Below are 18,231 nucleotides of genomic sequence, written 5' to 3'. Positions count from 1 at the left end.
GCGCCCCCTGTGCGCCGGCTCGATCCTGCGGCGGTCCGTGAGATTCCAGCACAGCACAGGATCTCCAACAAGGCCCGTAGGCCGAGCCGTGATGTAGGTGACACCACGTGAGTGCCGGATCACCGGTCGTGGAAGGCGAGTTCACCCATTTCGGGCGTTAGTCCGCGAGTCGCCGAGCGGTGCCGGGTGTCCCAGTCGCCATGATCAGGAGCGGAATGATGGCTTCAGTGGGCCAATGTCCGTTTCGCTGGCGTGCGACGCGCGCCCGGATTGACCGATTCGCCCTCTGATTCGTGAGGAAACTCACATGCCGATCATGGCCTCCGGACGAATGGGCCGGGGAATCGCATGTTTAGCCTGACGCTTTACAGCGAAGGCACAACCGACAACCCGCGCCCGTGCGGAGGTTTCACACACCCTCCCGGCGCCCGTCACAGGACAGGGTCAAGTAAACAGTGAAGACGACGACGATGTTCCACAAGATCGCCAACCCGCGACGCACGACGCTGGCTCACCTGGACGATGCCGACGAACTGCAGACGCCGGAGCACCCGGAGCACCCCGTCGACCTCCCGGCCCAGACCGCAAACCCCAAGCGCACCGTCCTCATGGAGATCCCCGTCGCGGCCGCCGCAGCCGCGGAATGACACCTGGTAGTACGCGTGCCGGCCGCCGGATGCTCAGGGCGGCAGGACACGGATTTCCGAGGGGCGCCCCGCGTGACGGGGCGCCCCTTCGGAATGCGCGGGGCCGGGGGACCTCCCCGCGTTAGCCTGGAGCGTCAGACTCCAGCCGCTTCAGTCAAGGGGCCAAGCATCCCGTGCGCATCGCCAGGTTCTCCATCGACGGGAACGTCGCCTTCGGCGCCATCGAGGGCGACAAGCAGGACGAACTCGTCCTGGACATCATCAAGGGCATCCCGTTCGCGGACTTCGAGCTCTCCGGTACGAAGGTGCCGGTGAGCAAGGTCAGGCTGCTGCCGCCGGTGCTCCCCAACAAGGTCGTGGCCTTCGGCCGCAACTACGCGGAGCACGCCCGCGAGCTGGGCAACGAGGTCCCCGACGCCCCCTTCGCGTTCTTCAAGCCGTCCACCTCCGTGATCGGCCCGGGCGACGAGATCCAGTACCCCTCCTTCTCCGAGGAGGTGCACCACGAGGCCGAGCTGGCCGTCGTGATCGGCCGGATGTGCCGCGAGGTCCCGCGCGAGCGCGTCAAGGACGTCATCTTCGGCTACACCTGCGCCAACGACATCACCGCCCGCGACGTGCAGAAGCGCGAGAAGCAGTGGGCCCGGGCCAAGGGCTTCGACAGCTCCTGCCCGCTCGGCCCCTGGGTGGAGACGGACCTGGACGCGAGCGACCTCACCATCCAGCTCACGGTCAACGGCCAGCAGCGACAGCTCGGCCGGACCAGCGAGATGATCCACTCGATCGAGGATCTGATCGTCAACATCTCCGAGGCCATGACGCTGCTCCCGGGCGACGTGATCCTCACGGGCACCCCGGCTGGGGTCGGCCCCCTGAACGTCGGCGACGAGGTCGCCGTCACCATCGAAGGCATCGGCACTCTCACCAACAAGGTTGTCAAGCGTGGCTAGCGCACCCGGCTCCCCCGTACGCGTCCGTTTCTGTCCCTCGCCCACCGGTAACCCCCACGTGGGCCTGGTGCGCACCGCCCTGTTCAACTGGGCGTTCGCCAAGCACCACCAGGGCACCCTGGTCTTCCGCATCGAGGACACCGACGCCGCCCGCGACTCCGAGGAGTCGTACACCCAGCTGCTCGACTCGATGCGCTGGCTGGGCTTCGACTGGGACGAGGGCCCCGAGGTCGGCGGCCCGCACGCGCCGTACCGCCAGTCGCAGCGCATGGACCTCTACAAGGACGTCGCGGCCAAGCTGCTCGACGCCGGCCACGCCTACCGCTGCTACTGCTCCCAGGACGAGCTGGACACCCGCCGCGAGGCCGCCCGCGCCGCCGGCAAGCCCTCCGGCTACGACGGTCACTGCCGCGAGCTGACCGCCGCCCAGGTCGAGGAGTACCAGGCCCAGGGCCGGGAGCCGATCGTCCGCTTCCGGATGCCCGACGAGACGATCACCTTCACCGACCTGGTCCGCGGCGAGCTGACCTTCACCCCGGAGAACGTCCCGGACTACGGCATCGTCCGCGCCAACGGCGCCCCGCTGTACACGCTGGTCAACCCGGTCGACGATGCCCTGATGGAGATCACCCACGTCCTGCGCGGCGAGGACCTGCTCTCCTCGACCCCCCGCCAGATCGCCCTGTACAAGGCGCTGATCGAGCTGGGCGTCGCCAAGGAGATCCCGTCCTTCGGCCACCTGCCGTACGTGATGGGCGAGGGCAACAAGAAGCTCTCCAAGCGTGACCCGCAGTCCTCCCTCAACCTCTACCGGGAGCGCGGCTTCCTCCCCGAGGGCCTGCTCAACTACCTCTCCCTGCTCGGCTGGTCCCTCTCGGCCGACCAGGACATCTTCTCGACCGACGAGATGATCGCCGCGTTCGAGATCTCCGACGTGAACCCGAACCCGGCCCGCTTCGACCTCAAGAAGTGCGAGGCCATCAACGGCGACCACATCCGCATGCTGGACGTGAAGGACTTCACGGAGCGCTGCCGCCCGTGGCTCCAGGCGCCGTTCGCCCCCTGGGCCCCGGAGGCCTTCGACGAGGACAAGTGGCAGGCCATCGCGCCGCACGCCCAGACCCGCCTCAAGGTCCTCTCCGAGATCACCGACAACGTCGACTTCCTGTTCCTGCCGGAGCCGGTGGCCGACGAGGCCAGCTGGACCAAGGCCATGAAGGAGGGCTCGGACGCTCTCCTGCGCACGGCCCGGGAGAAGCTGGAGGCGGCCGACTGGACCTCCGCCGAGTCGCTCAAGGAGGCCGTCCTGGCCGCCGGTGAGGCCCACGGGCTGAAGCTCGGCAAGGCCCAGGCCCCCGTCCGCGTCGCCGTCACCGGCCGCACGGTCGGCCTGCCGCTCTTCGAGTCCCTGGAGGTCCTCGGCAAGGAGACCACTCTGGCCCGGATCGACGCGGCGCTGGCCAAGCTCACCGCGTAAGCGCACGGCATCACACCGCGAGGGCGGCGTCCGGTTCGGGCGCCGCCCTCGCCGTGTCCGCCCAGCCGTCACCCGGAGTTCACCCTTCCAGCCAACTCCCGTCCCCGCACGGGACGTTGGATGCCCCCTGTGCGCACGGTGCGCGTGTTGCGCCCAGGTACAGGGGGAGAAGCATGATGCGTTCACGAAGACTCGTCCACGCGGCCGTCGGCGGGGTGGTCGCCCTGTCCTGCACGGTGCTCACCGCACCCGCGCAGGCCGCGCCGGAAGCCGATGAGCCGGCCGGCACGGTGCGGCTCGTCACCGAGAAGCGCGTGACCGTCGACTACCCGTGGGCCGGCGCATCCGGCTTCCAGTACCGGCCCGGGACCACCGCGGTCACCACGGTCGACTACCCCGACGCGGTCCCGCCCGCCCACGCCGGCCCGGACGACCTGGCCACCGGCACCGACGTCGTGAACACCCGCGACGACCGGACCGTCAGCCAGAAACACCGCTCCACGGGCGTCACCGCCACCGTCACGATCCCCACCGGTCAGACCTACCGCGCCGCCGCCGGCTGGAGCGTGCTGACCATGGACAACACCGGCGCCCTGCACGTCCTGCGTACCGTCGACGGCACCCTCACCGTGGACACCCCGGTCACCGGCTTCCCCGCGGGCGCCCGCCCCGTCCTCTACCGCACCGGCGGCTCGGTCACCCGTCTCGCGATCGTCTACGCCTTGGACGGCAAGACGTCGGTGGGCCTGGTCGACCTCTCCGACGGCGCCTTCCGCACGTACGTCACCGGCGACGAGGCGACCCCGCAGCTCGCCTTCAACGACCGCTGGCTCGTCGCCGACTGGAAGGCGATCCGGGTGGACGCCGGACCCGGCACCGAGCCCACCGCCCTCACCAGGACCGACGCCCAGCTGGAAGCCGTCGTCGGCGATCAACTCCTGATCGGCAACCCGGGCTTCGTACTGGGCGGCACCGAGGCCGCGCTGACCGCCCGCTCCCTGGTCACCGGGGCATCGGCCACCGTGCTCCCCTCGTCGTTCGGCGGCATCGGGCCGACCCTGGACGGCGGCGCCCTGGCCACCGCGGGCCCCTCCAGCCTCGACTGGAACATCCACCGCATCACCCCCACCGGCAGCGGCGGCCTCACCACCACCGAAGTGGCCCGGGTCCCCGCCGCCGCGACCGGCGTACAGGGACTGGCCGTCGCCGGCGGCGAGTTGTTCCTCTACGGCGCGACGCCCGGAGCCTCACTGCGCTACAGCAGCTTCCAGCTGGACGCCACCGGCCGGCCCGACGGCCCCCAGACCCGCCGCAGCCCGGGCCTGAGCCCGTCCACCTGCCTCACCGGCGACGCCGCCTGCCCCCAGCTGGAGGCCCTCGGCGACGGCCGGGTCAGCCACCTGTGGACCGGCGATACGGGCGAGGAATCCGTCGTCAACGTCGGCCTCGACACCACCGCCGTCCTCAGCGAGCCCACGGACGGCGACTCGCGCGGCCGCATCGGAGCCGGCACCGGCCGCTACGTGCTCTACAACGGCGGCTCCGGCAAGCAGCGGGTCGTCGACTTCCCGCGCGGGGCGACCGCCGGCGAGACCACCCTCACCCGCGACCGCACCGCCGCCGCGGTCTGGGGGCAGACCCTGTGGGCGCCGGGCAGCACCCAGGGCCAGGTCACCGGCCGCAACCTCAAGACGGGCTCGACCACCACCATCACCACCGGCGCCGCCTGCACCCCCACCGACATCCAGGCCGTCAACACCTGGCTGTACTGGTCCTGCGGCAGCTCGGCGGGCGTCTACGACCGGGCCACAGGGCGCTGCATCCCGGTCCCGGCCGACCTCGGCCCGGCCCGCCTCGCCGACGGCTTCCTGCTCCGGGAGAACCGCACCGCCCACGAGCTGCTGCTCACCGACTTCCACACCGGCACGGCCACCACCCGCACCCTGGTGAAGCTGCCCGCCACGGACCAGAACACCGGCGGCAGCAACGGCCGCTGGGCCGTCGACCGCTTCGGCGGCCACATCGCCTACCTCAACGGCACGTACGGCGAGGTGTCGATCGTCCCCAGCGGAGTCCCCACCTCGCCCCTGGCGCAGATGGAAGCCCAGGTCTACGCCCCGTCCGTGATCGGCAAGGCCTTCCCCTGGGCCCCGGTCTGGCAGCTGAACAAGCCCTCCACCTGGGCCCTGACCCTCACCGACGCCTCCGGCCGGCCCGTCCGCACGCTGACCGGCGCCTCCACCGGGGCCGCCGTGCGCCCCGCCTGGGACGGCACCACCGACAGCGGCGGCGGCGCCACCGGCGGCCCCTATGCCTGGAAGCTCACCGCTCACCCCCGCGACGGCCAGGGCCCCGACCTCACACTCTCCGGGAGCATGAACCCGGGCTGAGAGCGGAACGCGGTGGGTACGGTCGGAGTATGAGCATCCACGCCGTGGTCTGGGACGTAGACGACACCCTCTTCGACTACACCTCCGCCGACCGCCTCGGCATGCGCGCGCACCTCACGGCCGAGGGCCTGCTCGACGACCACGAGACCGTCGAGCAGGCCATCACCCGCTGGCGGGAGATCACCGACTCGCAATGGGCACGCTTCGCGGCCGGCGAGGCCACCTTCGAGGACCAGCGGCGCGACCGCGTGCGGGTGTTCCTCGACCGGGACCTCACCGACGCCGAGGCCGACGCGTGGTTCCAGCGGTACATCGCCCACTACGAGGCGGTCTGGTCCCTCTTCCCGGACGTCCTGCCCGTCCTCGACGCCCTCTCCGCCACCCACCGGCACGCCGTGCTCTCCAACTCCAGCCTCCACGTCCAGGACCGCAAGCTGCGGGCCCTCGGCGTCCACGACCGCTTCGAGACCATCCTGTGCGCGGCCGAGCTCGGCATCTCCAAGCCCGAGGCAGGGGCGTTCCTCGCGGCCTGCGAGTTCCTCGGCCTGCCCCCGCACCAGGTCGCCTACGTCGGCGACCACCCGGAGATCGACGGCCGGGGTGCCGCCGACGCCGGACTGCTGTCGGTGTGGATCGACCGGGGTGGTCTGTACGCCACGATCGACCCGCCCGTCGGGCCGCACCGCATCGCGTCCCTGAGCGAACTGCCGTCCCTGCTCGGCTCGGATAGTCGTTTTGGAGCCCCGTCCACCTTCGGGTAATGTTCTTCCTGCGCCGCGGGGAGCGGGCCGGAAGGCCGGAATCCCAGGCGCACAGCTAGAACACGAACCCTCCGGGGCTTGCGTTCCAGTGGCCTATGGTGTAATTGGCAGCACGACTGATTCTGGTTCAGTTAGTCTTGGTTCGAGTCCAGGTAGGCCAGCTCGCAGAGCTCATCTGCATCGCCCCCGTTGTGTAGCGGCCTAGCACGCTGCCCTCTCAAGGCAGTAGCGCCGGTTCGAATCCGGTCGGGGGTACTGTTCCAAGTGATCGACGATCATCTCGGGACTGCTAGGGCCCCCGTTGTGTAGCGGCCTAGCACGCCGCCCTCTCAAGGCGGTAGCGCCGGTTCGAATCCGGTCGGGGGTACTGACTGGTCTAAACCACATTGGTCTATGGTGTAATTGGCAGCACGACTGATTCTGGTTCAGTTAGTCTTGGTTCGAGTCCAGGTAGACCAGCTCGGACCTGCGGAAACGCAGTGTCCAGGCCCCCGTTGTGTAGCGGCCTAGCACGCCGCCCTCTCAAGGCGGTAGCGCCGGTTCGAATCCGGTCGGGGGTACATCACATAAGGCCCCTCACTTCGGTGAGGGGCCTCTTGCGTGCTCGCCTTCTGTTGGGGGCGCGGGGAATCGCGCGAACAACCCCCATGGACCGCACGCGATGATCAAAGCGTCCGTGCCATGGCGCGTGATCGGTGGCGCGTGATCGGGAAAGGCCTGCCGCGGCGTTGAGGCCGGCCTCCCCGAAACGCTCCGTCGGTTCAGCCGGTGCGCCGCAACGCCTCGGAGAGACGCCCCGCCGCATCGATCACAGCCTGCGCATGCATACGCCCCGGGTGACGCGTCAGCCGCTCGATCGGCCCGGACACCGACACCGCGGCAACCACCCGGTTCGAAGGCCCCCGCACCGGCGCGGACACCGACGCGACGCCCGGCTCCCGCTCACCGATCGACTGCGCCCAGCCCCGCCGCCGCACACCCGACAGGGCCGTCGCCGTGAAGCGCGCCCCCTGCAGGCCGCGGTGCAGCCGCTCCGGCTCCTCCCAGGCCATCAGGATCTGCGCCGAGGAGCCGGCCTTCATCGTGAGCGTCGAACCGACCGGGACCGTGTCCCGCAGACCGGACAGGCGCTCCGCCGCGGCGACGCAGATGCGCATGTCGCCCTGACGGCGATAGAGCTGCGCGCTCTCGCCCGTGATGTCACGAAGGTGCGTGAGCACCGGGCCGGCGGTGGCGAGGAGACGGTCCTCACCCGCGGCCGCGGCGAGCTCTGCCAGACGAGGGCCGAGAATGAATCGGCCCTGCATGTCGCGCGCCACCATGCGGTGGTGTTCCAGGGCCACGGCCAGGCGGTGGGCCGTGGGTCGTGCCAGTCCGGTGGCACCGACCAGACCCGCGAGGGTGGCCGGTCCGGACTCCAGAGCGCTCAGGACGAGGGCCGCCTTGTCCAGAACGCCGACGCCGCTACTGTTGTCCATGAAACGATACTTGCGTCTCACTCTGTGAAACGCAAGTTCAAATTTCCGTGGAACGCGCCACCCTGGAATCACGAAGTCACAACGGCCCGTGACGTAAGGGCCTGGTGGCGTGCGCCTGGGATCAGGGGAACGGGCGCCGCCTCCTCAAGATCTCTAGTTGGGTCGGCGGACCGTAGCCGGCCGGAGGGAACAGCGATGGGTAGGACACTCGCGGAGAAAGTCTGGGACGACCATGTCGTCCGGCGCGCGGAGGGCGAGCCCGACCTTCTCTTCATCGATCTGCACCTGCTGCACGAGGTGACCAGCCCGCAGGCCTTCGACGGCCTCCGCAAGAGCGGCCGCACCGTGCGCCGCCTCGACCTCACCATCGCGACCGAGGACCACAACACCCCCACCCTCGACATCGACAAGCCGATCGCGGACCCGGTCTCGCGGGTGCAGCTGGAGACGCTGCGCAAGAACGCCGCCGAGTTCGGGGTGCGTCTGCACCCGCTGGGCGACGTCGAGCAGGGAGTCGTGCATGTGGTGGGCCCGCAGCTGGGTCTGACCCAGCCGGGCACCACCGTCGTCTGCGGCGACTCCCACACCTCCACGCACGGCGCTTTCGGCGCGCTGGCGTTCGGCATCGGCACCTCCCAGGTGGAGCACGTGCTGGCCACGCAGACGCTGCCGATGTCCCGCCCCAAGACCATGGCGATCACGGTCGACGGTGAACTGCCCGAGGGCGTCACCGCCAAGGACCTGATCCTGGCGATCATCGCGAAGATCGGCACGGGCGGCGGCCAGGGCTACGTCCTGGAGTACCGCGGCGAGGCCATCGAGAAGCTCTCGATGGAAGCCCGGATGACCATCTGCAACATGTCGATCGAGGCCGGCGCCCGCGCGGGCATGATCGCCCCGGACGAGACCACCTTCGCCTACCTCAAGGGACGCCCGCACGCCCCCGAGGGCGAGGACTGGGACGCGGCCGTCGCCTACTGGAAGACGCTGAAGACCGACGAGGACGCCGAGTTCGACGCCGAGGTCGTCATCGACGCCTCCGCGCTGTCGCCGTTCGTCACCTGGGGCACCAACCCCGGGCAGGGCGCACCGCTTTCGGCGTCCGTCCCCGATCCTGCTTCGTACGAAGACGCATCGGAGCGCTACGCCGCCGAAAAGGCCCTGGAGTACATGGGGTTGGAGGCCGGGCAGCCGCTGCGTTCCATCAAGGTGGACACCGTCTTCGTAGGCTCGTGCACCAACGGCCGCATCGAGGACCTGCGTGCCGCGGCCGAACTGCTCAAGGACCGCAAAGTCGCCGACGGCGTACGGATGCTGGTCGTCCCGGGCTCCGCGCGGGTCGGTCTGCAGGCCGTCTCCGAGGGCCTGGACGTGGTCTTCAAGGAGGCCGGCGCCGAGTGGCGGCACGCGGGCTGCTCGATGTGCCTGGGCATGAACCCCGACCAGCTGGCCCCCGGTGAGCGCTCCGCGTCCACCTCCAACCGCAACTTCGAGGGCCGGCAGGGCAAGGGCGGCCGTACGCACCTGGTGTCGCCGCAGGTCGCGGCGGCCACCGCCGTCCTGGGCCACCTGGCCTCCCCGGCCGACCTGGCCGACGCCGACGTCCGTACGCCCGCTGGAGTCTGATCAGTCATGGAAGCATTCACCACCCACACCGGCCGGGCCGTCCCGCTGCGCCGCAGCAACGTCGACACCGACCAGATCATCCCCGCCCACTGGCTCAAGAAGGTGACCCGGGACGGTTTCGAGGACGGGCTGTTCGAGGCCTGGCGCAAGGACGAGACGTTCGTCCTCAACCAGCCCGAGCGCCAGGGCGCGACCGTGCTGGTCGCCGGCCCCGACTTCGGTACCGGATCCTCGCGTGAGCACGCCGTCTGGGCGCTGCAGAACTACGGCTTCAAGGCCGTGATCTCCTCCCGCTTCGCCGACATCTTCCGCGGCAACTCGCTCAAGAACGGCCTGCTCACGGTCGTTCTGGAGCAGAAGACCGTGGACGCGCTGTGGGAGCTGACCGAACAGGACCCGCAGGCCGAGATCACCGTCGACCTGGAGCGCCGCGAGGTGCGCGCCGAGGGCATCACCGCCTCCTTCGAGCTGGACGAGAACTCCCGCTGGCGGCTGCTGAACGGCCTCGACGACATCTCGATCACCCTCCAGAACGAGGCCGACATCGCCGCCTACGAAGCCAAGCGCCCGGCGTTCAAGCCGCAGACCCTCCCGGTCTGACGTCGGGCACGGCCCACCGCCTCCGGACAAGGCGACTTTCGGCCACCGCAACACCCCCTCTGTACCCCCGATCAGCCCGATCGGGGGTACAGCTGTGTCTGCACCCGAACGGCCCTGCCCACCCACTGTTCAGCTGCCAACTTCCCGCGTTATGCCGGTGGTTGCTGGGGTACGCGAGGGGTACAGCCGTGACTTCCACGTGTGCCCGGAAGGCCGTTTGAGGCGTCAGTTGTCCCCTGCGCAGGCGACAACTCGCCCCAGATGGCACAATCTGTGCATGGAACACGACGGCCAACTCGAGCTCTATGCGGCAGTCGCGGACCAACTCAAGGAAGCGCACACAAGGGTGCGCGCACTGCAAGTCCCGGAGGGCGTACGGATGGCGCTGACCCGGAAGCTGCTGGTCATTACGGCCGCGGCCAAGCACGATCTCGCCGACGCGGCAAGGCGGCTGGAGCGGTTCTCCGCGGACCTCGACGAGGGACGAATCCCCGACGAGGAACGCTGAACCCCGCGACACCGTCGAGTTCGTTGCGGCACAAGGGTGATAAGCCCGTTTCGTGTTTGATTTGCGGTATATATCTGCCTAACGTGCGAAAAAGCTTGAACAGTTTCGTTCTGGCGATGTCTCCGAAGGGGAAGACGTGAACAAGGCGCAGCTCGTAGAAGCGATTGCCGACAAGATGGGCGGTCGCCAGCAGGCCGCCGATGCTGTCGACCATGTATTGGACGCCATCGTCCGCGCGGTCGTCTCGGGTGAGCGGGTCTCGGTCACCGGCTTCGGTTCGTTCGAGAAGGTCGACCGCCCGGCCCGGTACGCCCGTAACCCCCAGACGGGCGAGCGGGTTCGGGTCAAGAAGACCTCCGTTCCGCGCTTCCGCGCAGGTCAGGGCTTCAAGGACCTGGTCAGCGGCTCGAAGAAGCTCCCGCGTGGCGGCGAGGTGTCCGTCAAGAAGGCGCCTAAGGGCAGCCTGACCGGCGGTGCCGGCGCGACGGTCAAGAAGGCCGCCGCCAAGAAGGCGACCACGAAGTCGGCCGCCGCGAAGAAGACCACCGCCAAGAAGACGACGGCGAAGAAGGCCACGACCAAGACCGCGGCCGCGAAGAAGACCACGGCGAAGAAGGCGCCCGCCAAGAAGACCACGGCGACGTCCAAGACCACCGCCGCGAAGAAGACCACCGCGAAGAAGGCCCCGGCGAAGAAGGCCACGGCCAAGAAGGCGCCCGCCAAGAAGTCGACGGCGCGCAAGACCACCGCCAAGAAGACCACCGCCCGCAAGAAGTAAGGGCGCTGGAGTACTCACGCGCCGGGCCGGACTCCGCACGGAGTCCGGCCCGCGGCGTGTTCAGCAAGTGATCAGAGGGTCTGCAGGGTCACCAGAGTGATGCGGGGCGCGTCCTTCGCGCCCTCCACCTCGATGCGCACCCGCTGGCCAGGACGCAGCAGCCTCAGGCCCCCCGCGTCGAAGGCGGCCGCGTCGAAGGGCACCGGCGTGCCGTCGTCCAGGAGCACCTGTCCGCTGCGGCTTTCGGGGTCGTACGTGTACGCGGTCGCCTGCATGGCCGCAGCCTACTGCCCGGGTATCAGCAAGCGCGCGGCGGCCGCGGCCGTATGAGGGCCGACTCCCAGGGCCAGCGCGCTGCGCAGGTCCTCGCCGGTGTCCACGTCCTGGCGTACGGAATCCACCGCGGTGAGGGGCAGTTCCACGGCGCCGGACGCTCGGTGCCGGGCCCGGGAATCCGCGCCGAAGGCCGGGCGCAATTCACGGCCCGCAGCGGCGGCCAGCAGGGTCGTGCCGATTGCGGCCGCGTCCGGGAGAAATGCGCGCGGGAATTCAGCGGCGGCTTCCAGTACCCGGGACAATTCCGCTGGGCGCAGGGCCGGCAGATCGGCGTTCAGTGCGGCGACGGAACGGGCCGGCCGGGCCGACCGTACGACCCGGGTCGCGTGTGCGAGCGCGGCGTTGAGGCCGCCGCCCGGCTCGTCGGGGATGATCGCGGCACCCAATGCCGCCAGCTCACGGCCCGCCCGGGCGTCGTCCGTGACGACTGCCACATCCCCTACCGCCGGGCAGGCCAGCGCGGCCGCCACCGTGTCCTGGGCGAAGGCCAGCGCCAGGTCCGGCCGCAGCCCGTCATCCGCGGTGTCCGCAAGCCTGCTCTTGGCCTGGGCCAGGGGCTTCAGGGGTACGACCAGGGTCCACTGCACGGGTGTTCCGTCCTCCTCTTGTCGCGGTCATTGTCACCCGGGGCCTCGGGCGGGCGGCGTGCCGGGGCGTACGGTGTTCTCGACAGACCGGCGGCCTGGGGCGACACTTGTGCGGCCCCCCGTGGCCCCGGCTTCAGGCCCTAGAGGAAGGTGTCCGCGTGCCCCGCCGCAGAATCGGCTTCTGGTACCGCTTCGCCGCGGTGATCTGCAAACCGCCGCTGGTGGTTCTGCTCAGGCGGGACTGGCGTGGAATGGAGCACATTCCGGCTGAGGGTGGATTTATCACCGCGGTGAACCACAATTCGCACATCGATCCTTTCGCTTACGCGCACTTTCAGTACAACACCGGGCGCGTCCCGCGATTCCTCGCGAAGAGCGGGCTTTTCAAGAAGGGATTCGTCGGGGCCGCGATGCGGGGCACCGGGCAGATCCCCGTCTACCGCGAGAGCACGGACGCGCTGAGCGCCTTCCGGGCCGCGATCGAGGCCGTGGACCGCGGGGAATGCGTCGCCTTCTATCCCGAGGGGACCCTCACCCGCGACCCGGACGGCTGGCCCATGACCGCCAAGACGGGGGCGGCGCGGGTCGCGCTGCAGACCAAGTGCCCGGTGATCCCCGTGGCCCAGTGGGGCTGCAACGAGCTGCTCCCGCCGTACGCGAAGAAGCCGCATCTGCTGCCGCGCAAGACGCACCGCGTGCTCGCCGGGCCGCCCGTGGACCTCGCGCGGTTCTACGACCGGGAGATGACCGCGGACCTGCTGAAGGAGGCCACGGAGGCCATCATGGCCGCCGTGACCGCCCAGCTGGAGCAGATCCGGGGGGAGAAGGCGCCCGAGACGCCGTACGACCCGCGCCGGGAGCGGATCGAGCAGCGGCGCCGCACGCAGGCACAGACGCAGACGCACCAGAAGTCCGGGCAGACCGTGCAGGAAGAGGGGCTGGGCAAGTGAGCAAGCCGGTCAAGGCGGCGGTCCTGAGCGCCGGTTCGTGGGGTACGGCCTTCGGCATGGTGCTCGCCGACGCGGGGTGCGAGGTCACCCTGTGGGCGCGCCGCCCGGAGGTCGCGGAGGCGATCAACTCCTCGCGGACCAATCCCGACTACTTCCCGGGCGTCGAGCTCCCGGAGAACGTGCGGGCCACCACCGATCCCGCCGAGGCCGCGGCGGACGCCGACTTCACGGTCCTGTCGGTGCCCTCGCAGACCCTGCGCGGCAACCTCGCCGAGTGGAGCCCCCTGCTGGCCCCCGAGACGGTGCTGGTGTCGCTCATGAAGGGCGTCGAGCTCGGCTCCGCGATGCGGATGAGCGAGGTCATCGACGACGTCGCCAAGGTCGGCCCGGACCGGATCGCCGTGGTCACGGGGCCCAACCTGGCCCGGGAGATCGCCGCGCGGATGCCGGCCGCGGCCGTGGTCGCCTGTACCGACGAGGCCGTCGCCCAGCGGCTCCAGGCCGCCTGCCACACGCCGTACTTCCGGCCGTACACCAATACGGACGTGGTGGGTTGCGAACTGGGCGGAGCCGTGAAGAACGTCATCGGCCTCGCCGTGGGCATCGCGGACGGCATGGGACTCGGCGACAACGCCAAGGGCTCGCTCATCACCCGCGGCCTCGCCGAGACCACCCGGCTCGGCATGGCGCTCGGCGCCGACCCGCTGACCTTCTCCGGACTCGCGGGCCTGGGCGACCTGGTGGCCACCTGCTCCTCCCCGCTGTCGCGCAACCACACCTTCGGCACCAACCTCGGCAAGGGCATGACCCTGCAGGAGACCATCGCGGTCACCAAGCAGACCGCCGAGGGCGTCAAGTCCTGCGAGTCGGTGCTGGATCTGGCCCGCCGGCACGGCGTCGACATGCCGATCACGGAGACGGTCGTCGGCATCGTGCACGAGGGCAAGCCCCCGGTGGTGGCTCTCAAGGAGCTGATGTCGCGCAGCGCGAAGCCCGAACGACGCTGAGCGACGCGAGGCCGGCGGCGCTTACTAGCGGCCCTACCTACGGGTACCCTCAACGCGATATGAGCACCGAGAACCTCCCCCAGAGCCCCGAGCAGCCGCCTCGCAAGCCGCGTGTGGCCGTCGTGTTCGGCGGGCGCAGCTCCGAACACGGGATCTCCGTGGTCACCGCCGGCGCCGTCCTCAAGGCCATCGACCGGACGAAGTACGACGTCCTGCCGATCGGCATCACGCAGGACGGGCGTTGGGCGCTCACGGCGGACGAACCGGAGCGGATGGCGATCGTCGACCGGCGCCCGCCGAGTGTCGACCTGCTCGCCGAGTCCGCCGAGGGCGCGGTGATCCTCCCGGTGGACCCGGCCAGCCGCGAAGTCGTCTACAGCGAGCCGGGATCGGTCCCCAAGGCGCTCGGCGAGGTCGACGTGGTCTTCCCGGTGCTGCACGGCCCCTACGGCGAGGACGGCACCCTCCAGGGCCTCCTGGAGCTTTCCGGAGTGCCGTACGTGGGTTCGGGCGTGCTCGCCTCGGCCGTCGGCCAGGACAAGGAGTACATGAAGCGGGTGTTCACCTCGTTCGGGCTGAAGGTGGGCCCCTACGTGGTGATCCGGCCGCGCGAGTGGGAGCGCGACGAGGCCGCGGCCCGCAAGAAGATCGTCGACTTCGCCGGCGAGCACGGCTGGCCGCTGTTCGTGAAGCCCTCGCGGGCCGGTTCGTCGATCGGCATCACCAAGGTCGACGACCTCTCCGGTCTCGACGAGGCGATCGCCGAGGCCCGGCGGCACGACCCCAAGATCCTCGTGGAGGCCGCGCTGCGCGGCCGCGAGATCGAGTGCGGCGTCCTGGAGTTCGAGGACGGCCCCCGGGCCTCCCTGCCCGCGGAGATCCCGCCGCCCGAGGCGCAGGCGTACTACGACTTCGAGGCCAAGTACATCGACTCCACCCCGGGTCTCGTCCCCGCGCCCCTCACCCCCGAGGAGACGGCCGAGGTCCAGCGCCTGGCGGTCGACGCCTTCGAGGCGGCGTCCTGCGAGGGCCTGGTCCGTGCGGACTTCTTCCTCACCGAGGACGGCGAGTTCGTGATCAACGAGATCAACACCATGCCCGGCTTCACGCCCATCTCGATGTATCCGCAGATGTGGCAGGCGAGCGGGGTGAGCTACCCGGAGCTGATCGACCTGCTGGTGCAGGCGGCACTGCGGCGCTCTACCGGCCTGCGCTGAATCGCCCCTCAAGGGGCGCGGGGAACTGCGCGATCAGTCACGAACGGCCCGCGGACTCAGGACAGGAGCACCGGCGCGGTGCTCAGGAGGCGATCCCTTCGGGGATCGCCTCCTTCACGGCCGCGGCCAGGTCGATCAGCACACCCGAGCTGTCCACGCCCTCCGGCGCCCGGACCTCGACGTAGGCCTCACGGTTGGCCGTGGTGAACCGGTACCCCCCGTCGTCCTGCTTCTGCATCAGCCAGTCGACCCCGTTCACGCCCCCGGCGACCGCGTCCGGATCCCGTCCTTCCGCCACCTTCGGGTCGACCATCTCGGGCGGCTGCGGCACACCGCAGCGAAGTATGATCGCCGGGCTGCCCCAGCTCGCCGTCAGTGCCGATGCGGGCTCGGGATCCTCACGGCGCTCACCGTTCACCTTCGCGGGCAGTACCTTGTCCAGGTTCCGGCACAGTTCCGCGACCTTCGCGTCCGGACTGGGAACCGCCGCCGACGCGCTGTCGTCTGCTGAGGAGCAGCCCGCAACAGTGATCAACAGCGCGACAGCGGGCAGGCGGAACACGCGGAGGACACAACGGTGCCGGTGACGGAAAGAGTTCACCGGCTCAGGGTAGACGGGGGCTACAGATGGACGACCGGGCAGGTCAGGGTGCGGGTGATGCCGTCCACCTGCTGGACCTTGGCGACCACCATGCGGCCGAGATCGTCGACGGTGTCGGCCTGCGCCCGCACGATGACGTCGTAGGGTCCCGTCACGTCCTCGGCCTGGATGACCCCAGGGATCTTGCTGATCGTCTCGGCGACGACCGAGGCCTTCCCGACCTCGGTCTGGATCAGGATGTACGCCTGTACCACGGAACCTCCAGGGCGGCCACGAGGATCATGTGGGGAAAAGGAACGCCACGGTATCGCGTCGCCGCTCGCCGCGGGGAGACCTGCGAGGACCGGGTCTTGCGCGCCGAGGTGCAGGTCCGGCAGAACTTGACGGTCACTTCGACGGTAGCGAGGACGCAGATGCCTCGCGACCGGGCACGGACAGGGACAGAAGGGGAGAAAGGGCAATGAAGGGCACTGTTGGTGAGCTCGGTGAGTTCGGGCTCATCAGGGAGCTCACCTCCCGTCTGACCACCACCCCGGCGGTCCGGGTCGGCCCCGGCGACGACGCCGCCGTGGTGGCCGCACCCGACCGCAGGGTGGTGGCGAGCACGGACATCCTGGTGGAGGGCCGGCACTTCCGGCGTGACTGGTCGACGGCCTACGACGTGGGCCGCAAGGCGGCCGCGCAGAATCTCGCCGACATCGCCGCCATGGGTGCCGTACCGACCGCGCTGCTGCTCGGGCTGGTCGTCCCGGCCGAGCTGCCGGTGACGTGGCCGAGCGAGCTGATGGACGGCTTGCGCGACGAATGCCAGGTGGCGGGCGCCGCCGTGGTCGGCGGTGACGTCGTGCGCGGCGACTCGATCATGGTGTCGATCACCGCGCTCGGCGATCTGCGCAACCAGGAGCCGGTGACACGGGCGGGCGCCCGGCCCGGCGACCGCGTCGCGGTGACCGGCTGGCTGGGCTGGTCGGCCGCCGGGTACGCGGTGCTGTCGCGGGGGTTCCGCTCGCCGCGGGCGTTCGTGGAGGCCCACCGGCGGCCCGAGCCGCCGTACCACGCGGGCCCGGCCGCCGCCGGGCTCGGGGCGACCGCGATGTGCGACGTGAGCGACGGGCTGATCGCCGACCTCGGTCACATCGCCGAGGCGAGCAAGGTGCGGATCGACATCCGCTCCGGGGCGATCGACATCCCGTCCCAGATGAACGACATCGGGCAGGCCGTCGGGGTCGACCCCATGCAGTGGGTGCTGACCGGGGGAGAGGACCACGCGATCGTGGCGACGTTCCCGCCGGACGTGAAACTGCCCGCCCGCTGGAAGGTCATCGGCGAGGTCCTCAACCCCTCGGCTCTGCCCCAGGTGACGGTCGACGGGGCGCCGTGGACCAGCAAGGGCGGCTGGGACCACTTCGGGGACATAGAGTCATGATCCCGGGCGTCCTGACGGTGGCGGGCTCCGACTCCGGCGGAGGCGCGGGCATCCAGGCCGACCTCAAGACGATGCTCGCGCTCGGCGTGCACGGCATGAGCGTCGTCACGGCCGTGACCGCGCAGAACTCCCTCGGTGTGCAGGGGGCTTGGGAACTGCCCGTGGAGGCCGTGCGGGCCCAGTACCGCAGCGTCGTCGACGACATCGGCGTCCAGGCGGTGAAGACCGGGATGCTCGCCTCCGCGGAACTCGTGGAGGCGGTCGCCGAGTTGATCGCGCAGACGGACGCCCCGGCCGTGATCGACCCGGTGGGCGTCTCCAAGCACGGCGACGCCCTGCTCGCCGCCTCCGCGCTGGACTCCGTCCGTACGAAGCTGCTGCCGGTTGCCACCGTCGCCACACCGAACCTCGACGAGGTGGCCCAGATCACGGGCGTACGGGTGGAGTCGGAGGGGGAGATGCGGGAGGCCGCCGCGGCCGTTCTGGCGTACGGGCCGCGCTGGGCGCTGATCAAGGGCGGGCACCTGCCCGGCGACGCCGTCGATCTGCTGACCGACGGATCCGAGGAGCACTGGCTGCGGGCGCCCCGGCATGACAACCGCCACACCCACGGCACCGGCTGCACCCTCGCCTCGGCGATCGCGTCCCAGCTCGCCAAGGGGCAGTCCGTGCCGGAGGCGGTGGCGGCGGCGAAGGAGTACGTCACCGGGGCCGTCGCGGCCGGTTTCGCGCTCGGCGGCGGGATCGGCCCGGTGGACCACGGCTGGCACTTCCGGGCGGGTCCCGAGCGCTGATGCGTCAGACCGGGACGCTGATGCGCGGGCCCGATCACTGACATCCGGGCACGGCAAAGAGCCGGTCCACCAGAGGTGGACCGGCTCTGCAGCAACCA

19 protein-coding genes and 5 tRNA genes are annotated in these 18,231 nt (G+C 70.2%); 19 read left to right on the top strand and 5 right to left on the bottom strand.

Annotated features, from left to right (window positions below; translation table 11 throughout):
- Positions 1–455: 455 nt before the first annotated feature.
- From OO68_RS34495 to OO68_RS34450, 10 genes are all read left to right on the top strand, one after another.
- Positions 456–647, top strand: coding sequence for a hypothetical protein (locus tag OO68_RS34495; protein WP_033313201.1), 192 nt, complete (start codon positions 456–458; stop codon positions 645–647).
- Between the two features lie 173 nt (positions 648–820).
- Positions 821–1,597: a fumarylacetoacetate hydrolase family protein gene (locus OO68_RS34490; RefSeq protein ID WP_033313200.1), complete on the top strand. Its 777-nt coding sequence runs from the start codon at positions 821–823 to the stop codon at positions 1,595–1,597.
- Positions 1,590–3,074 carry a glutamate--tRNA ligase gene (gene gltX, locus OO68_RS34485; RefSeq protein WP_078625628.1) on the top strand — a complete coding sequence of 495 codons (1,485 nt, stop codon included), beginning with the start codon at positions 1,590–1,592 and terminating at the stop codon, positions 3,072–3,074. Before OO68_RS34490 ends, gltX begins: the two co-directional genes overlap by 8 nt.
- A 173-nt stretch (positions 3,075–3,247) precedes the next feature.
- Positions 3,248–5,464, top strand: coding sequence for a T9SS type B sorting domain-containing protein (locus tag OO68_RS46440; RefSeq protein ID WP_051814900.1), 2,217 nt, complete (start codon positions 3,248–3,250; stop codon positions 5,462–5,464).
- A 29-nt stretch (positions 5,465–5,493) separates the two neighbouring features.
- The gene (locus OO68_RS34475; protein WP_033313198.1) at positions 5,494–6,225 is read left to right on the top strand and encodes an HAD family hydrolase; all 732 of its coding nucleotides are present in this window, start codon (positions 5,494–5,496) and stop codon (positions 6,223–6,225) included.
- 89 nt (positions 6,226–6,314) lie between these two features.
- Positions 6,315–6,386: transfer RNA gene (locus tag OO68_RS34470), tRNA-Gln, on the top strand.
- A 21-nt stretch (positions 6,387–6,407) separates the two neighbouring features.
- Positions 6,408–6,480 (top strand) — tRNA-Glu (locus OO68_RS34465).
- 39 nt (positions 6,481–6,519) lie between these two features.
- Positions 6,520–6,592, top strand: a tRNA-Glu gene (locus OO68_RS34460).
- 20 nt (positions 6,593–6,612) lie between these two features.
- Positions 6,613–6,684: transfer RNA gene (locus OO68_RS34455), tRNA-Gln, on the top strand.
- 28 nt (positions 6,685–6,712) lie between these two features.
- Positions 6,713–6,785 (top strand) — tRNA-Glu (locus OO68_RS34450).
- A gap of 201 nt (positions 6,786–6,986) precedes the next feature.
- Here OO68_RS34450 and ndgR read toward each other — a convergent pair.
- Entirely contained in the window at positions 6,987–7,703 is a 717-nt protein-coding gene (ndgR, locus tag OO68_RS34445; RefSeq protein WP_003993203.1) for an IclR family transcriptional regulator NdgR, read from the bottom strand.
- A gap of 195 nt (positions 7,704–7,898) precedes the next feature.
- On the opposite strand from ndgR, the gene leuC reads away from it, so the two are divergent.
- The 4 genes from leuC (at position 7,899) to OO68_RS34425 (ending at position 11,215) form a co-directional block, all read left to right on the top strand.
- Entirely contained in the window at positions 7,899–9,329 is a 1,431-nt protein-coding gene (gene leuC, locus OO68_RS34440) for a 3-isopropylmalate dehydratase large subunit (RefSeq protein ID WP_033313197.1), read from the top strand.
- A gap of 6 nt (positions 9,330–9,335) precedes the next feature.
- Entirely contained in the window at positions 9,336–9,929 is a 594-nt protein-coding gene (gene leuD, locus OO68_RS34435) for a 3-isopropylmalate dehydratase small subunit (RefSeq protein ID WP_033313196.1), read from the top strand.
- 277 nt (positions 9,930–10,206) lie between these two features.
- Complete coding sequence (locus OO68_RS34430) at positions 10,207–10,437, top strand: SCO5555 family protein (protein WP_033313195.1); 231 nt, start codon at positions 10,207–10,209, stop codon at positions 10,435–10,437.
- A 136-nt stretch (positions 10,438–10,573) separates the two neighbouring features.
- Positions 10,574–11,215: an HU family DNA-binding protein gene (locus OO68_RS34425; protein WP_030851950.1), complete on the top strand. Its 642-nt coding sequence runs from the start codon at positions 10,574–10,576 to the stop codon at positions 11,213–11,215.
- Positions 11,216–11,286: 71 nt separating this feature from the next.
- On the opposite strand, the gene OO68_RS34420 is transcribed toward OO68_RS34425, so the two are convergent.
- Both OO68_RS34420 and cofC read right to left on the bottom strand, forming a co-directional pair.
- Positions 11,287–11,490 (bottom strand): hypothetical protein, encoded by a 204-nt coding sequence (locus tag OO68_RS34420; RefSeq protein ID WP_033313194.1) that lies wholly within the window; start codon positions 11,488–11,490, stop codon positions 11,287–11,289.
- 9 nt (positions 11,491–11,499) lie between these two features.
- Positions 11,500–12,138, bottom strand: a complete 639-nt coding sequence (gene cofC / locus OO68_RS34415) for a 2-phospho-L-lactate guanylyltransferase (RefSeq protein ID WP_033313193.1) — start codon at positions 12,136–12,138, stop codon at positions 11,500–11,502.
- A 158-nt stretch (positions 12,139–12,296) separates the two neighbouring features.
- Between cofC and OO68_RS34410 the strand changes: the two genes are divergently transcribed.
- Genes OO68_RS34410 through OO68_RS34400 form a run of 3 tightly spaced genes read left to right on the top strand, consistent with a single transcriptional unit; the run spans position 12,297 to position 15,312 of the window.
- Positions 12,297–13,088 carry a lysophospholipid acyltransferase family protein gene (locus OO68_RS34410; protein ID WP_033313192.1) on the top strand — a complete coding sequence of 264 codons (792 nt, stop codon included), beginning with the start codon at positions 12,297–12,299 and terminating at the stop codon, positions 13,086–13,088.
- Complete coding sequence (locus tag OO68_RS34405) at positions 13,085–14,095, top strand: NAD(P)H-dependent glycerol-3-phosphate dehydrogenase (RefSeq protein WP_033313191.1); 1,011 nt, start codon at positions 13,085–13,087, stop codon at positions 14,093–14,095. The genes OO68_RS34410 and OO68_RS34405 overlap by 4 nt, the downstream gene beginning before the upstream one ends.
- Positions 14,096–14,154: 59 nt before the next feature.
- Entirely contained in the window at positions 14,155–15,312 is a 1,158-nt protein-coding gene (locus OO68_RS34400) for a D-alanine--D-alanine ligase family protein (protein ID WP_033313190.1), read from the top strand.
- Positions 15,313–15,394: 82 nt separating this feature from the next.
- On the opposite strand, the gene OO68_RS34395 is transcribed toward OO68_RS34400, so the two are convergent.
- Together OO68_RS34395 and OO68_RS34390 are read right to left on the bottom strand one after the other, a co-directional pair.
- Positions 15,395–15,913 carry a DUF3515 domain-containing protein gene (locus OO68_RS34395; RefSeq protein WP_033313189.1) on the bottom strand — a complete coding sequence of 173 codons (519 nt, stop codon included), beginning with the start codon at positions 15,911–15,913 and terminating at the stop codon, positions 15,395–15,397.
- 20 nt (positions 15,914–15,933) lie between these two features.
- Complete coding sequence (locus OO68_RS34390; protein WP_030851968.1) at positions 15,934–16,167, bottom strand: Lrp/AsnC family transcriptional regulator; 234 nt, start codon at positions 16,165–16,167, stop codon at positions 15,934–15,936.
- A gap of 206 nt (positions 16,168–16,373) precedes the next feature.
- Between OO68_RS34390 and OO68_RS34385 the strand changes: the two genes are divergently transcribed.
- The gene (locus OO68_RS34385) at positions 16,374–17,339 is read left to right on the top strand and encodes a thiamine-phosphate kinase (protein WP_033313188.1); all 966 of its coding nucleotides are present in this window, start codon (positions 16,374–16,376) and stop codon (positions 17,337–17,339) included.
- A complete protein-coding gene (gene thiD / locus OO68_RS34380; protein WP_033313187.1) occupies positions 17,336–18,133 on the top strand; it encodes a bifunctional hydroxymethylpyrimidine kinase/phosphomethylpyrimidine kinase in 798 nt (265 codons plus the stop codon). The genes OO68_RS34385 and thiD overlap by 4 nt, the downstream gene beginning before the upstream one ends.
- Positions 18,134–18,231 lie beyond the last annotated feature (98 nt).

The sequence above is a fragment of the Streptomyces iakyrus genome (assembly GCF_000717055.1).
GTDB classification, from domain to species: domain Bacteria; phylum Actinomycetota; class Actinomycetes; order Streptomycetales; family Streptomycetaceae; genus Streptomyces; species Streptomyces iakyrus.
The sequence above is the reverse complement of the archived record's forward strand: the minus strand, read 5'-3'. Positions and strand labels throughout refer to the sequence as shown.

Bases quoted from the DNA above. Each gene is read 5' to 3' on its own strand.
- OO68_RS34400 (WP_033313190.1), top strand. From the start codon at position 14,155: ATGAGCACCGAGAACCTCCCCCAGAGCCCCGAGCAGCCGCCTCGCAAG.
- OO68_RS34475 (WP_033313198.1), top strand. From the start codon at position 5,494: ATGAGCATCCACGCCGTGGTCTGGGACGTAGACGACACCCTCTTCGAC.
- OO68_RS34430 (WP_033313195.1), top strand. From the start codon at position 10,207: ATGGAACACGACGGCCAACTCGAGCTCTATGCGGCAGTCGCGGACCAA.
- ndgR (WP_003993203.1), bottom strand. From the start codon at position 7,703: ATGGACAACAGTAGCGGCGTCGGCGTTCTGGACAAGGCGGCCCTCGTC.
- OO68_RS34385 (WP_033313188.1), top strand. From the start codon at position 16,374: ATGAAGGGCACTGTTGGTGAGCTCGGTGAGTTCGGGCTCATCAGGGAG.
- OO68_RS34420 (WP_033313194.1), bottom strand. From the start codon at position 11,490: ATGCAGGCGACCGCGTACACGTACGACCCCGAAAGCCGCAGCGGACAG.
- leuD (WP_033313196.1), top strand. From the start codon at position 9,336: ATGGAAGCATTCACCACCCACACCGGCCGGGCCGTCCCGCTGCGCCGC.
- thiD (WP_033313187.1), top strand. From the start codon at position 17,336: ATGATCCCGGGCGTCCTGACGGTGGCGGGCTCCGACTCCGGCGGAGGC.
- leuC (WP_033313197.1), top strand. From the start codon at position 7,899: ATGGGTAGGACACTCGCGGAGAAAGTCTGGGACGACCATGTCGTCCGG.
- OO68_RS46440 (WP_051814900.1), top strand. From the start codon at position 3,248: ATGATGCGTTCACGAAGACTCGTCCACGCGGCCGTCGGCGGGGTGGTC.